The 13599-nt window shown below is 72.9% G+C and carries 13 protein-coding genes; 10 read left to right on the forward strand and 3 right to left on the reverse strand.

Annotated features, from left to right (window positions below):
* Nucleotides 1-35: 35 nt before the first annotated feature.
* From dnaE to QWJ41_RS18565, 3 genes are read left to right on the forward strand one after another with little or no spacing between them, the layout of a single operon-like run.
* Nucleotides 36-3608 (forward strand): DNA polymerase III subunit alpha, encoded by a 3573-nt coding sequence (gene dnaE / locus QWJ41_RS18555; RefSeq protein WP_302709966.1) that lies wholly within the window; start codon nt 36-38, stop codon nt 3606-3608.
* Nucleotides 3593-4201 carry a hypothetical protein gene (locus QWJ41_RS18560; protein WP_302709967.1) on the forward strand — a complete coding sequence of 203 codons (609 nt, stop codon included), beginning with the start codon at nt 3593-3595 and terminating at the stop codon, nt 4199-4201. The genes dnaE and QWJ41_RS18560 overlap by 16 nt, the downstream gene beginning before the upstream one ends.
* 9 nt (nt 4202-4210) lie before the next feature.
* The gene (locus QWJ41_RS18565; protein ID WP_302709968.1) at nt 4211-5758 is read left to right on the forward strand and encodes a DUF3352 domain-containing protein; all 1548 of its coding nucleotides are present in this window, start codon (nt 4211-4213) and stop codon (nt 5756-5758) included.
* 223 nt (nt 5759-5981) lie between these two features.
* Here the strand turns inward: QWJ41_RS18565 and ybaK are convergent, their stop codons facing one another.
* Together ybaK and QWJ41_RS18575 are read right to left on the reverse strand one after the other, a co-directional pair.
* Nucleotides 5982-6476 carry a Cys-tRNA(Pro) deacylase gene (ybaK, locus tag QWJ41_RS18570; protein ID WP_302709969.1) on the reverse strand — a complete coding sequence of 165 codons (495 nt, stop codon included), beginning with the start codon at nt 6474-6476 and terminating at the stop codon, nt 5982-5984.
* A 10-nt stretch (nt 6477-6486) separates the two neighbouring features.
* Nucleotides 6487-7152: an LON peptidase substrate-binding domain-containing protein gene (locus tag QWJ41_RS18575; RefSeq protein ID WP_302709970.1), complete on the reverse strand. Its 666-nt coding sequence runs from the start codon at nt 7150-7152 to the stop codon at nt 6487-6489.
* 103 nt (nt 7153-7255) lie between these two features.
* On the opposite strand from QWJ41_RS18575, the gene hisD reads away from it, so the two are divergent.
* The 7 genes from hisD to hisF are packed head-to-tail and all read left to right on the forward strand — an operon-like array spanning nt 7256 to nt 12872.
* Complete coding sequence (gene hisD / locus QWJ41_RS18580) at nt 7256-8572, forward strand: histidinol dehydrogenase (RefSeq protein WP_302709971.1); 1317 nt, start codon at nt 7256-7258, stop codon at nt 8570-8572.
* A gap of 9 nt (nt 8573-8581) precedes the next feature.
* Nucleotides 8582-9742, forward strand: coding sequence for a histidinol-phosphate transaminase (locus QWJ41_RS18585; protein WP_302709972.1), 1161 nt, complete (start codon nt 8582-8584; stop codon nt 9740-9742).
* The gene (gene hisB, locus QWJ41_RS18590; protein ID WP_302709973.1) at nt 9739-10347 is read left to right on the forward strand and encodes an imidazoleglycerol-phosphate dehydratase HisB; all 609 of its coding nucleotides are present in this window, start codon (nt 9739-9741) and stop codon (nt 10345-10347) included. The genes QWJ41_RS18585 and hisB overlap by 4 nt, the downstream gene beginning before the upstream one ends.
* Nucleotides 10344-11003: an imidazole glycerol phosphate synthase subunit HisH gene (hisH, locus tag QWJ41_RS18595; RefSeq protein WP_302709974.1), complete on the forward strand. Its 660-nt coding sequence runs from the start codon at nt 10344-10346 to the stop codon at nt 11001-11003. The genes hisB and hisH overlap by 4 nt, the downstream gene beginning before the upstream one ends.
* Before the next feature lie 16 nt (nt 11004-11019).
* Nucleotides 11020-11352, forward strand: a complete 333-nt coding sequence (locus tag QWJ41_RS18600) for a hypothetical protein (protein WP_302709975.1) — start codon at nt 11020-11022, stop codon at nt 11350-11352.
* Between the two features lie 27 nt (nt 11353-11379).
* Entirely contained in the window at nt 11380-12114 is a 735-nt protein-coding gene (gene priA / locus QWJ41_RS18605; protein ID WP_302709976.1) for a bifunctional 1-(5-phosphoribosyl)-5-((5-phosphoribosylamino)methylideneamino)imidazole-4-carboxamide isomerase/phosphoribosylanthranilate isomerase PriA, read from the forward strand.
* Nucleotides 12111-12872 (forward strand): imidazole glycerol phosphate synthase subunit HisF, encoded by a 762-nt coding sequence (gene hisF, locus QWJ41_RS18610; RefSeq protein ID WP_302709977.1) that lies wholly within the window; start codon nt 12111-12113, stop codon nt 12870-12872. The genes priA and hisF overlap by 4 nt, the downstream gene beginning before the upstream one ends.
* Before the next feature lie 23 nt (nt 12873-12895).
* On the opposite strand, the gene QWJ41_RS18615 is transcribed toward hisF, so the two are convergent.
* Nucleotides 12896-13558, reverse strand: coding sequence for a flavodoxin family protein (locus QWJ41_RS18615; RefSeq protein WP_439117346.1), 663 nt, complete (start codon nt 13556-13558; stop codon nt 12896-12898).
* Nucleotides 13559-13599 lie beyond the last annotated feature (41 nt).

Below are 13599 nucleotides of genomic sequence, written 5' to 3' on the forward strand. Positions count from 1 at the left end.
GCTCGATGCTGCCCCACCGCACCGATCCCGAAGGGATGCTGCTCGCGACCATGGCGACCTCGTCGGACTCCTTCGTGCACCTGCACGTGCACACCGAGTACTCCATGCTCGACGGCGCCGCCCGGCTGGGCGCGCTGACCGAGCGCGCGGCCGAGCTGGGCATGCCGGCCATCGCCATGACCGACCACGGCAACGTGTTCGGCGCCTACGAGTTCTACTCGAAGGCCAAGGCGGCCGGCGTGAAGCCGATCATCGGCATCGAGGCCTACTTCGCCCCCAACATCTCGCGCTTCGAGCGCAAGGGCGTCAACTTCTACGGCGGCGGGCCCGACGACGTCTCCAACCGCGGCGCCTACACCCACATGACGCTGCTCTCGGAGTCGACCGAGGGCATGCACAACCTCTTCCGGCTCTCGACCGGGGCGTGGCGCGACGGCTTCTTCAAGCACCCGCGCATGGACCGCGAGCTGCTCTCGCAGCACGGCAAGGGGATCATCGGCACCACCGGCTGCCCCTCCGGCGAGATCCAGGTCCACCTGCGCCACGGCAACTACGCCGCCGCCCGCCAGACCGCCGGCGACTTCCAGGAGATCCTCGGCAAGGAGAACTACTTCCTCGAGCTGATGGACCACGGCCTCGACATCGAGAACCGGGTCCGCGACGGCCTGCTCGAGCTCGGCCGCGACCTCAAGATCCCGCTGCTGGCCACCAACGACTCGCACTACGTGATGCGCGAGGACGCCAAGAGCCAGGAGCACCTGCTGTGCATCAACTCCGGCTCCACGATGGACATCCCCGCCGGTGACGGCCCCGGCCAGCGCTTCGCCTTCTCCGGCGACGGCTACTACATCAAGTCCGCCGAGGAGATGCGGGCGCTGTGGGCCGACAAGTACCAGCTGCGCGAGGCGTGCGACAACACGCTGCTGATCGCCGAGCGCTGCGACGTGGAGTTCTCCGAGGGCGTGGGCAAGTACATGCCCAAGTTCCCCTGCCCGCCGGGGGAGAACGAGGACTCCTGGCTGGTCAAGGAGGTCGAGCGCGGCCTGCAGTTCCGCTACCCCAACGGCATCCCCGACGAGGTCCGCAAGCAGGCCGAGTTCGAGCTCGGCGTGATCACCCAGATGGGCTTCCCGGGCTACTTCCTCGTCGTCGCCGACTTCATCAACTGGGCCAAGAACAACGGCATCCGCGTGGGCCCGGGCCGCGGCTCGGGTGCGGGCTCGATGGTCGCCTACGCGCTGCGCATCACCGACCTCGACCCGCTGGTGCACGGGCTGATCTTCGAGCGCTTCCTCAACCCCGACCGCGTCTCCATGCCCGACTTCGACATCGACTTCGACGAGCGCCGGCGTGGCGAGGTCATCAGGTACGTCACCGAGAAGTACGGCGACGACCGGGTCTCCTACATCGTCACCTACGGCACCATCAAGGCCAAGCAGGCCGTCAAGGACTCCTCGCGCATCCTGGGCTACCCCTTCGCCATGGGCGACCGCATCACCAAGGCGATGCCGGCGGCGGTGATGGGCAAGGACGTGCCGCTGCAGCAGATCTTCGACCCCGAGCACGCCCGCTACGGCGAGGGCGGGGAGTTCCGCCAGCTCTACGACTCCGACAACGACGTGCAGAAGGTCGTCGACACCGCCATCGGCATCGAGGGTCTCAAGCGGCAGTGGGGCGTGCACGCGGCCGGCGTGATCATGTCGAGCGAGCCGCTCGAGGACGTCATCCCGCTGCTCAAGCGGCCCGCCGACGGCGCGATGATCACCCAGTTCGACTACCCCACCTGTGAGGGCCTCGGCCTGATCAAGATGGACTTCCTCGGGCTGCGCAACCTGACCGTCCTCGACGACGCCATCAAGAACATCGAGGCCAACCGCGGCGAGACCGTGGTCCTCGAGGAGCTCGAGCTGACCGACGAGAACACCTACGCCCTGCTGCAGCGCGGCGACACCCTGGGCGTCTTCCAGCTCGACGGCGGCCCGATGCGCGCACTGCTGCGCTCGATGCGCCCCGACACCTTCGAGGACATCTCCGCGGTCGGCGCGCTCTACCGGCCCGGCCCGATGGGTGCCGACTCGCACAACAAGTACGCCCGCCGCAAGACCGGCCGGGAGCCGGTGGAGCCGATCCACCCCGAGCTCGCCGAGGCGCTCGAGGACGTGCTGGGCGAGACCTACGGCCTGATCGTCTACCAGGAGCAGGTGATGGCGATCGCCCAGAAGCTCGCGGGCTACACCCTGGGCCAGGCCGACATCCTGCGACGCGCGATGGGCAAGAAGAAGAAGGCCGAGCTGGACAAGCAGTTCGCCGGCTTCTCGGGGGGCATGAAGGAGCGGGGCTACTCCGACGCCGCGATCAAGACGCTGTGGGACATCCTGCTGCCGTTCTCCGACTACGCCTTCAACAAGGCGCACTCGGCGGCGTACGGCGTGGTGTCCTACTGGACCGCCTACCTCAAGGCCAACTACCCGGCCGAGTACATGGCCGCGCTGCTGACCTCGGTCAAGGACGACAAAGACAAGTCGGCGATCTACCTCAACGAGTGCCGACGGATGAAGATCCAGGTGCTGCCGCCCGACGTCAACGAGTCGGCCGCCAACTTCACCCCGGTCGGCAACGACGTGCGCTTCGGCCTGACCGCGGTGCGCAACGTGGGCGCCAACGTCGTCGACGGCATCGTCTCGGGCCGCGAGCAGAAGGGCCGCTACACCGACTTCAACGACTTCATGGACAAGGTGCCGGCGCTGGTGTGCAACAAGCGCGTCATCGAGTCGCTGGTCAAGGCCGGTGCCTTCGACGAGATGAAGCACCGCCGCCGCGCCCTGGTGGCCATCCACGAGACCGCCGTCGACCAGTACGTCGACATCAAGCGCAACGAGGCGATCGGCCAGGACTCCCTCTTCGGCGGGATGGACGACGACGCCGGGGGCTCCTTCGGGATCTCGGTGACGGTGCCCGACATCGACGAGTGGGACAAGACCACGCTGCTGGCCCACGAGCGCGACATGCTCGGCCTCTACGTCTCCGACCACCCGCTGCTGGGGCTCGAGCACGTGCTGGCCAACGGCTCCGACTGCACCATCGGCCAGCTGATGCTCGACGAGGACCGCACCGACGGCTCGCCGATCACGATCAGCGGCCTGGTCACCTCGGTGCAGCGCAAGATCACCAAGCGCGGCGACGCGTGGGCGATGATCACGCTCGAGGACCTCGACGGCGGCATCGACGTGCTGCTCTTCCCCAGCGCCTACCAGCTGGCCTCGACGCTGCTGGTCGAGGACGCGATCCTGACCGTCAAGGGCCGGCTCTCGCGCAGCAAGGACCAGCCCGAGATCCACGGCCAGGAGGTCTCGGTCCCCGACATCTCCGACGGCCCGTCCGGCCCGGTGGTCATCTCGATGCCCTCGACGCGCTGCACCGGCCCCGTGGTCGAGCAGCTCAAGGACGTGCTCGGCACGCACCCTGGGATGACCGAAGTACGGTTGCGTCTCATGACGCGGGAGGCGACGAAGGTGATGAGGCTCGACGACCGGCTGCGGGTCACACCGACCCCGGCGCTGTTCGCCGACCTCAAGGCGCTGCTGGGTCCGGGATGCCTGACCAGCTGACCCACTCGTCGTCGCACCACTACCCGTTCGGCTCCTCGCTCGCGCAACCGGGCGACGTACGCCGGGCGCGGCCGGGGCTGCGCGCGAGCCTGCTGCAGGCGCTGGGCGTCGTGCTGGTCTTCGTGGTCGCGGGTGCGGCCCTGGGCTGGGTCTGGGAGCGCTGGTGGGAGCCGTCGACGGGCACGGTCTTCCGCAAGGAGTGGTTCCCCGTCGACGCTGATGGCCGCTACGACCTCGACGCGCTGCGCAACGAGTTCGCCGGCACCGCCCAGTACGTCGTGCTCGCCCTCGGTGGCGGCGTCGTCCTGGGTGCGCTGTCGAGCCTGGTGCTGGTCGGGCGCGAGCTGGTGGCCCTGGCCGTGGTCGTGCTCGCCTCGCTGCTGGCGGCCGTGGTGATGTGGCAGGTCGGCGTCGCCCTGGGCCCGCCCGACCCGCAGGAGCTGGCCCGCACCGCCGGGCGCGGCGCCACCCTGCCCAGTGCCCTGGGCCTCGACAGCCTCGGCGCGCTGCTGGCCTGGCCGCTGGCCGCGGCCCTGGGCACCGGCAGCGCCTACGCGCTGCTGCCGGGCGTGGGCGGGCGCCGTCCGGCGTAGTCTGACGGCGTGGACGAGACCCCTCAGCAGCCCCGCCGCCCCCACGACCAGGACGAGCCGCAGGCCGAGGTCCTGGAGCAGGGCCGAGGCGGCCCGATCGCCCCGCGGCCGCGCACTAGCAGGCGTCCGGCGGCCCTGGTGGCCGGCCTCGGCGTGCTGGGCCTGGGCCTCGTGGGCGGTGCGGCGTTCGGCGCCTACTGGTACCTCTCCGACGGCGCCCAGGCCGCCGAGGCGTTCCCCGCCGACTCGGTCGGCTACGTGGGAGTGACCCTCGACCCGAGCGGGAAGCAGAAGCTCGCCGCGCTGGAGACCCTGCAGGAGTTCCCGACGATCGCCGACGAGCTCGACCTCGAGGGTTCGCTCGAGGACGTCGACGTCAAGCGCAGCATCGTCGAGGCGGTGCTCGAGGAAGCACCCTGCGACCTCGGCTACGACGACGCCGTCGCGCCCTGGCTGGGGGAGCGGTTCGGGGCCGCCGCCGTGCCCGCGGGCGAGGCGCTGCCCTCCATGGTCTTCGCCGTGGAGGTCACCGACCCCGACGCTGCCGACGCCGGGGTGCGTGCGCTGCTGTCGTGCGACGGCAGCGATGCCGAGAGCATGGCCGGCTGGAGCGTCGAGGGCGACTGGCTGCTGGTGGCCGAGACCCCCGAGATCGTCGCGGAGGTCGCCGACGCCGCGGCGGAGGGGTCTCTGGCCGACGACGAGGACTTCCGGCGCTGGACAGGTGAGGCCGGCGACGAGGGCGTGCTGACGGCGTACGCCGCTCCCGAGGCGCCGCGCGTGCTGGCCGACCTCGGCAGCGAGTTCTTCGGCGGCGAGCTGCCCGGGGCCGAGGAGCTGGAGGAGCTCGACGAGACGCTCGACGACTTCGAGGGGATGGCCGCGGTGCTCCGGTTCGGTGACGGCGCGCTGGAGATCGAGGCCGCCGGCGCCGCCTCCGACCAGGCGGACGCCCTGGAGGCGGGCGCCGGAGAGCTGGTCACCGGGCTGCCCGACGACACCGTGCTGGCACTCGCGGCCGGGCTGGGGGAGGGCTGGTCGCAGGCGCTCGACGAGGAGGGCGCCTCGCTGCCCGTCGACGTCGAGGCGCTGCTCGGCGACGTCGCCGCGCTCGCCATCGGTCCCGACCTCGACCCCGACGCCCTGCTGGGCGCCTTCTTCTCCGGTGACCTGAGCGACGTGCCGGTCGCCGCCATCACCCGGGGCGACCTGGACGAGGCCGAGGAGGCGATCGCCCAGGCGGGTCCGCTGGCCGCCTCCCTCGAGGCCCGCGAGGCCGGTGACCGGATCCTCGTGGGGCCCAGTGGTCCGTGGCTCGACGCGGTCGAGGCCGGCGGCTCGCTCGGCGACTCCGACCTCTTCACCTCGGTGGTGCCCGACGCCGATGGCGCCGGCATGGTGGCGTTCCTCGACCTGGGAGTCGTGGCCGACCTGGTCGACCAGGCCGCCCCGGGCGTCGAGGAGGACCGCGACCTGGCCCAGCTCGGGGCCGTGGGCGCCAGCGCCCGCGTCGACGGCGACGTGGTCCGCGCCGTGCTGCGCCTCACCACCCGCTGACCCGGCCCAGACTTCACGCTGACCCGGCCCAAACTTCACGCTGACCCGGCCCAGACTTCGCGCCGACCCGGCCCGAACTTCGCGCTGACCCGGCCAAGGTCTCCCCTCGAGCCGGCCGGGATCCACACCCGGTCGAGGACGGCCGGTCCAGGCCGACTCGGTGCGAAGTTCGGGCCGGGTGGGCGGGAAGTTCAGGCCGACTCGGCGGGAAGTTCGGGCCGGGTCAGCGGGAGACGGGGGCGGTGGTGGCCCGGGTGAGGGCGACCAGGTCGGTGGGGGAGAGCTCGATGTCGAAGCCGCGGCGCCCCCCGGAGACCAGCACGGTGGGGTGCTCCAGCGCGCCGGCGTCGACGACGGTCGGCAGCGGCTTCTTCTGGCCCAGCGGCGAGATGCCGCCGACGACGTACCCGGTGGCCCGCTCCGCGACGGCGGGGTCGGCCATCACCGCCCGGCTGCCGCCCAGCGCCCGCGCCAGGGCCTTGAGGTCGAGCTGGGCGCTGACGGGCACCACCGCGACCGCGAGGCGCCCGTCGACCTCGGCCAGCAGCGTCTTGAGCACCCGCGCCGCGTCGACGCCGAGGGCCTGCGCCGCCTCCAGCCCGTACGACGCCGCACGGGGGTCGTGCTCGTAGGTGTGGGCGACGTGCTCGACACCGGCGCGCGCCAGCGCCAGCGTGGCCTGGGTGGTGGGGGAGCGGTCGCGGGAGCGGCGGGCCACACGAACCCGCCTAGTTGGGCGACCAGCGCGTGCGCGCCACGTCGGTCGCGGGCAGGGAGGGGATCACGTTCATCGCCCGCAGCTCGTGCTGCAGCAGGTCGGTGACCAGCACCAGCCGCTCGCCGGCGTCGTCGGCCTCGAGCAGCGCCTGGCGCTCGGGCATGGGCAGCGGCGCGCAGGCCGCCAGCGTCCACGACAGGTACGACGGGTCGCGGGGCAGCGCTCCGCTGTAGGGGTCGGCGCGCAGGTCGGCCAGCGCGGCGCGGTAGGCGGTGAAGACGGCGCGGGCGCGCTCGACGACGTGCTCGTCAACCTCGCCGGCCGGCTCGGGGCGCTCCTCGACGTGCCCCACGGGGAACGGGCCGGAGGTCTCGAGCCGCTCGAGCGCGATCCGCTCGAGCCCGACGGCCACGCACGAGAAGGTGCCGTCGGCGTGCGCCTCGACCTCGGTGAGCAGCACCTTGACCCCGACCCGGTAGAGCGACTGCGCGCCGTGGTCGCCGACCTCGTAGCCTTCGCGGATGCCCACGGTGCCGAACAGCCGCTGCGTCGGGTCCTCCACCCGCAGCAGGTGGTGCACGAGGGCGCGGTAGCGGTCCTCGAAGACGGTCAGCGGCACGCTGACGCCAGGGAACAGCACGGAGCCCAGCGGGAACATCGGCAGCGTGTCGTCCACGCCCACCAACCTAGCCCTCGGGCGTGCACCGTGCTGGTCGCCGTGCTGTCCACCACCGCCGCTGAATCGGTGCGGGTGGGCGCGCGCTCGTAGACTCGGGGGCATGATCCGCCGCATCGACCTGCGCAGTGCCGCCACCGGCCGCGCGGCAGGGGAGCCGTTCGACTACCGCACGGCCCTGCCCCGCGCCGACTTCGACGTCGAGGCCGCCGTGCCCGCGGTGCATGCGATCACCGAGGCGGTGCGCACCGGCGGTCTCGCCGCGATCCAGGAGATGTCGGCGAAGTTCGACGGGGTCGAGCGCGAGGACGTGCGCGTGGCCCCCGAGGCGATGCGCCGCGCCCTGGAGGAGCTCGACCCGGCGATCCGCGCGGGGCTCGAGGAGTCCATCGCCCGGCTGCGCAGGACCTGCGAGAACGAGCTGGAGCGCGACGCCGTCACCGACCTGGGCCCCGGCGCCCGGGTCACGCACCGCAAGGTGCCGATCGACCGGGTCGGCCTCTACGTGCCCGGCGGCCTGGCGCCGCTGGTCTCGAGCGTGCTGATGAACGTGGTGCCCGCCCAGACCGCGGGCGTGCGCTCGCTGGCGCTGGCCTCCCCGCCGCAGAAGGACTTCGGCGGCGAGGTGCACCCCACGATCCTCGCGGCCTGCGAGATGCTCGGCGTCGAGGAGGTCTACGCCGTCGGCGGCGCCCAGGCGATCGCGATGTTCGCCTACGGGGTCGGCCCCTGCGAGCGCGTCGACATGGTCACCGGCCCGGGCAACATCTACGTGGTGACCGCCAAGCGGCTGCTCAAGGGCGTCGTGGGCATCGACTCCGAGGCCGGCCCGACCGAGATCGCGATCCTGGCCGACGACACCGCGCAGGCGGCGTACGTCGCCGCCGACCTGGTCAGCCAGGCCGAGCACGACCCGCTGGCCGCGAGCGTGCTGGTGACCACCTCCGAGCGGCTGGCGGACGAGGTCGACGCCGAGCTCGACAAGCAGGTCTCGGTGACCAAGCACCAGGAGCGGATCCGCACCAGCCTCGGCGGGCGCCAGTCCGCCACGGTGCTGGTCGACGACCTCGAGCAGGGCCTGGAGGTCGTCAACGCCTACGGCGCCGAGCACCTCGAGATCCACACCGACGACGCCGCCGACGTCGCGGCGCGGGTGCGCAACGCCGGCGCGATCTTCGTGGGCCCGCACGCCCCGGTGAGCCTGGGCGACTACTGCGCCGGCTCCAACCACGTGCTGCCCAGCGGCGGCTGCGCCTGTCACTCCTCGGGCCTGTCGGTGCGCGCGTTCACCAAGTCGGTGCACGTCGTCGACTACTCGCGCGAGGGCCTGGCCGAGGTGGCCGACCACGTGGTGACGCTGGCCGAGGCCGAGGACCTGCCCGGTCACGGCGCCGCCGTGCGCGTGCGCTTCGAGAGCTAGGGGCCGGCGATGGTCTTCCCCCCGCTGCGCGAGGAGCTGCAGGGGCTGGAGCCGTACGGCGCGCCCCAGGTCTCCCTGGAGCGCGCCCCGGTGCAGCTCAACACCAACGAGAACCCCTACGGCCCGTCGCCGGCCTGCGCCGACGACGTGGCCGCGTCGGTGCGCGCCGCCGCGACCACGCTGAACCGCTACCCCGACCGCGAGCACGTCGAGCTGCGCGCCGCCCTGGCGGCGTACCTCTCGCGCGACACCGAGCCGACCCGCGGCTTCGCGATCGACCCGGCGCAGGTGTGGGCGGCCAACGGCTCCAACGAGGTCATGCTCCAGCTGCTGCAGGCCTTCGGCGGCCCGGGCCGGCGCGCGCTGAGCTTCGCGCCGACCTACTCGATGTACCCCGAGTACGCCCGCGACACCGCCACCGAGTGGGTGCAGGGGCGCCGCGAGGACGACTTCACCCTCGACCTCGACGCCGCCCGCGCGCTGGTGCTCGAGCAGCAGCCCACCGTGGTCCTGCTGCCCAGCCCCAACAACCCCACCGGCACCGCCCTGGCGCCGGAGGCGGTCGGCGTGCTGTGCGAGGCCGCGGCCTCCTACGAGCCCGGTGGCCTGGTGGTCATCGACGAGGCGTACGGCGAGTTCCGCCGCGCGGGCACGCCCAGCGCGCTCGAGCTGCTGCCCGAGCACCGCAACCTCGTGGTGACGCGCACCATGAGCAAGGCGTTCGCGCTGGCCGGCGCCCGGCTGGGCTACCTGGCCGCCGACCCGGCGATCTGCGACGCGATCCGCGTGGTGCGCCTGCCCTACCACCTCTCGGCGGTGACCCAGGCGGTCGCGCTGGCCGCGCTGCGCCACGCCCCCGAGCTGCTCGGCAAGGTCGACGACCTGCGCGCCGAGCGCGACCGCACGGTCGCCTCGCTGCGCGCCAAGGGCCTCACGGTCGCCGACAGCGACGCCAACTTCGTGCTGTTCGGCCGCTTCGCCGACCGCCACGCCACCTGGGAGCAGCTGCTCGAGCGGGGCGTGCTGGTGCGCGAGACCGGCCCCGAGGGGTGGCTGCGCGTCTCCGTGGGCACCCCGGAGGAGATGATGGCCTTCGACGCCGCCCTCGACGAGGTGCTGGCCCACGAACCCCCGCAGAGCCCCCTGACCGAGGAAGCGAGCACCCGATGAGCCGCACCGCACGCATCGAGCGACAGACCAGCGAGTCCAAGGTGCTCGTCGAGGTCGACCTCGACGGGTCGGGCCGCCACGACATCTCGACCGGCGTGGGCTTCTACGACCACATGCTCACCGCGTTCGCGCGCCACGCGCTGATCGACCTGACCGTCCAGGTCGAGGGCGACGTGCACATCGACGCCCACCACACCGTCGAGGACGCCGCCATCGCGCTGGGCCAGGCGCTGCGCCAGGCGCTGGGCGACAAGGTCGGCGTACGCCGCTTCGGCGACGCGACCGTGCCGCTCGACGAGGCGCTGGTCCAGGCCGTCGTCGACGTCTCGGGCCGGCCCTACTGCGTGCACACCGGTGAGCCCGAGGGCCAGCAGTACGTCTCGCTGGGCGGCAGCGGGGTCGGCTACCTCGGCTCGCTGACCCGCCACGTCTTCGAGACGATCGCCTTCCACGCCCACCTCGCGCTGCACGTGCGGGTGCTGGCCGGCCGCGAGCCGCACCACATCGTGGAGACGCAGTTCAAGGCGTTCGCCCGCGCCTTCCGCGACGCGGTCGCGATCGACCCGCGCGAGGGTGGCATCCCCTCGACGAAGGGTGCGCTGTGACTGCTCGCCCCACGGTGGCGGTCCTCGACTACGGCTCGGGCAACCTGCGCTCGGTGGTGCGTGCCGTCGAGCGCGCCGGCGCCGAGGTCGAGCTGACCTCCGACTTCGAGACCTGCCTGGCCGCCGACGGCCTGCTGGTGCCCGGCGTGGGCGCCTACGCCGCCTGCATGGCCGGCCTGCGCGAGGTCAAGGGCGACCGGATGATCGGTCGCCGCCTGGCCGGCGGTCGCCCCGTGCTGGGCATCTGCGTGGGCATGCAGGTGCTCTTCTCGCGCGGCATCGAGCACGGCGTCGAGAGCGAGGGTTGCGACGAGTGGCCGGGCCTGGTCGAGCGGCTGCAGGCGCCGGTGGTGCCGCACATGGGCTGGAACACCGTCGAGGCGCCCGAGGGCTCCGCGATGTTCGCGGGCATCGAGGGCGAGCGGTTCTACTTCGTGCACTCCTACGGCGTGCGCGAGTGGCAGCTCGAGACCAACGACCGCACCCGCGCCCCGCTGGTGACCTGGGCCGAGACCGGCGCCCCCGAGCAGGACGGCGACCGGTTCGTCGCGGCGGTCGAGAACGGACCGCTGTGGGCCACCCAGTTCCACCCCGAGAAGTCGGGCGACGCCGGCGCGGCGCTGCTGCGCAACTGGGTCGCCACGCTGCGGCCCTGAGCGCGGGCGAGGGCGGATGAGCAAGGAGCGGGCGCGCCGGCGCGAGGCGCGCGAGCACGAGCAGGCGCTGCTGGCCGCGGCGCGCGCGGCCGAGGCCGAGCGTCGCGAGCGGCGTACGGCGCGGCGCCGCGCGGTGGCCTCGTGGCTGCCGGAGCGCTCGCGCGCGGGCCGCCCGACCGGTGTCCTCGCCGAGCGGGAGCGCCGCCAGCGCACCACCACCGTGGTGCTGGTCGTGGTGTTCAACGTCCTCGTCGCCCTGCTCACCGACGGCTGGGCCTGGCCGGCCCTGTCGCTGGTCGTCTCCGTCCTGGCCGCCCCCGTCCTGCACACCCTGCTGTTCCGCCGCTGAGGCGGCTCCACCACCCCGGAAGGTCCCATGAGCGACTACCTGCAGCTCCTCCCCGCCGTCGACATCACCGAGGGCCGCGCCGTCCAGCTCGCCCAGGGCGTCGCCGGCTCCGAGCGCGTGTACGGCGACCCGGTCGCCGCCGCGCGCCGCTGGCAGGACGCGGGGGCCGAGTGGCTGCACCTGGTCGACCTCGACGCGGCCTTCGGGCGCGGCAGCAACCGCGAGCTGCAGGCGCAGATCGTCGGCGCGCTCGACATCGACGTGGAGATGTCGGGCGGCATCCGCGACGACGAGTCGCTGGAGGCCGCGCTGGCCACGGGCTGCCGCCGGGTCAACATCGGCACCGCCGCGCTGGAGTCGCCCGAGTGGTGCGCGAAGGTGATCGCCGAGCACGGCGACCGGATCGCCATCGGCCTCGACGTGCGCGGGCGCACCCTGGCCGCGCGTGGCTGGACCCGCGAGGGCGGCGACCTCTACGAGGTGCTGGCCCGCCTCGACGCCGAGGGCTGCGCACGCTACGTCGTCACCGACGTCAACAAGGACGGGATGCTGCAGGGGCCCAACCTGCAGCTGCTGCGCGACGTCTGCGCGGTCACCGACCGCCCGGTCATCGCCTCCGGCGGGGTCACCGAGCTCTCCGACATCGAGGCGCTGATGTCGCTGGTGCCCGACGGCGTCGAGGGCGCGATCGCCGGCACCGCGCTCTACGAGGGCCGCTTCACCCTCGAGGACGCGCTCGCGCTGACCAGGGGCGCCTCGTGAGCCTCGCGGTCCGCGTCATCCCCTGCCTCGACGTCGACGGCGGCCGGGTCGTCAAGGGTGTGAACTTCCAGGGCCTGCGCGACGCCGGCGACCCCGTCGAGCTGGCCCAGCTCTACGACGCCGAGGGCGCCGACGAGCTGACCTTCCTCGACATCTCCGCCTCCCACGAGGGCCGGGCCACCACGATGGAGATCGTGGCCGCGACCGCCGAGCAGGTCTTCATCCCGCTCACCGTCGGTGGCGGCGTGGGCTCGGTCGCCGACGTCGACCGGCTGCTGCGCGCGGGCGCCGACAAGATCGCGGTCAACACCGCCGCGATCCGCCGTCCCGAGCTGGTCGCCGAGATCGCCGACCGGTTCGGCAACCAGGTGCTGGTGCTCTCGGTCGACGCGCGGCGTGCGAGCGGCACCGACTCGGGCTTCGAGGTGACCACCCACGGCGGGCGGACCTCGTCGGGGCTCGACGCCGTCGAGTGGTCGCACCGCGCGGCCGAGCTGGGTGCGGGGGAGATCCTGCTCAACGCCATGGACGCCGACGGCACCCGCGTCGGCTTCGACCTCGAGCTGATCTCGGCGGTGCGCCGCGAGGTGAGCATCCCGGTGATCGCCTCGGGCGGCGCGGGGGCGCCCGAGCACTTCGCACCCGCGGTCGACGCGGGTGCCGACGCGGTGCTGGCGGCCTCGGTCTTCCACTTCGGCGCGCTCACCGTGGGCCAGGTCAAGCAGGCCCTGGCGCAGGGCGGCCACCCCGTCCGCTGACGGGGGGCCGCCGACGCCGGGGCCTACCCGGCGGGGTAGCCCGAGCCGCGCAGCAGCCCGCTGAGGTGCGCCGCGTTGGCCGCGGCGGTGCGGGTGGTCGACGCGGTGCCCTCGGGGGACTCCTCGAGGTCGTTGTAGTCGGTGCCGTGCATCGCCTCGCCGACCCAGTACGTCGCCGCCTGGGCCGGGATGGTCATCCCGACGTCGCTGAGCGCCTGCAGGAGCTCGGCGGTGGTGTGGTGCGCCCCGTCCTCGTTGCCGACCACGGCCACCAGGGCGACCTTGTCGAAGAGGATCGGGCGCCCGGCGTCGTCGGTCTCGGCGAGCTCGGCGTCGAGACGCTCGAGCACCACCTTGGCCACCGACGACGGCTGGCCCAGCCAGATCGGGGTGGCCAGCACGAGCACGTCGCAGTCGAGGATCTTCTGGCGGATGGTGGGCCACTCGTCGCCGTCGCCCTCGTCGGTGGAGACCCCGAAGCGGACCCGGTGGTCGACGACGCGGACCACCTCGCCGCTGCCGCCGTGCTCCTCGAGGGCGGCGAGCACCTCGCGGCCGAGCTTGTCGGAGCTCGACGGGGCCGGCGAGCTCTTCAGCGTGCAGTTCAGCCCTGATCCACCGGCGGCGTCCAGCGGTGTGAGCGTGGCGTAGAACGAGGTGCCCTCTTGAGCAGGGAAGATGTCGATTGCGACGTCGAATCCACCTGTTCACGAGAGGCACCTCGTAA

Source organism: Nocardioides cremeus (genome assembly GCF_030518195.1).
GTDB classification, from domain to species: domain Bacteria; phylum Actinomycetota; class Actinomycetes; order Propionibacteriales; family Nocardioidaceae; genus Nocardioides; species Nocardioides cremeus.

What these genes read in the sequence shown, in the direction of transcription:
- hisD (WP_302709971.1), top strand. Translation starts at nt 7,256, where the DNA reads ATGATCCGCCGCATCGACCTGCGCAGTGCCGCCACCGGCCGCGCGGCA.
- QWJ41_RS18600 (WP_302709975.1), top strand. Translation starts at nt 11,020, where the DNA reads ATGAGCAAGGAGCGGGCGCGCCGGCGCGAGGCGCGCGAGCACGAGCAG.
- priA (WP_302709976.1), top strand. Translation starts at nt 11,380, where the DNA reads ATGAGCGACTACCTGCAGCTCCTCCCCGCCGTCGACATCACCGAGGGC.
- QWJ41_RS18560 (WP_302709967.1), top strand. Translation starts at nt 3,593, where the DNA reads ATGCCTGACCAGCTGACCCACTCGTCGTCGCACCACTACCCGTTCGGC.
- QWJ41_RS18585 (WP_302709972.1), top strand. Translation starts at nt 8,582, where the DNA reads ATGGTCTTCCCCCCGCTGCGCGAGGAGCTGCAGGGGCTGGAGCCGTAC.
- hisB (WP_302709973.1), top strand. Translation starts at nt 9,739, where the DNA reads ATGAGCCGCACCGCACGCATCGAGCGACAGACCAGCGAGTCCAAGGTG.
- dnaE (WP_302709966.1), top strand. Translation starts at nt 36, where the DNA reads ATGCTGCTCGCGACCATGGCGACCTCGTCGGACTCCTTCGTGCACCTG.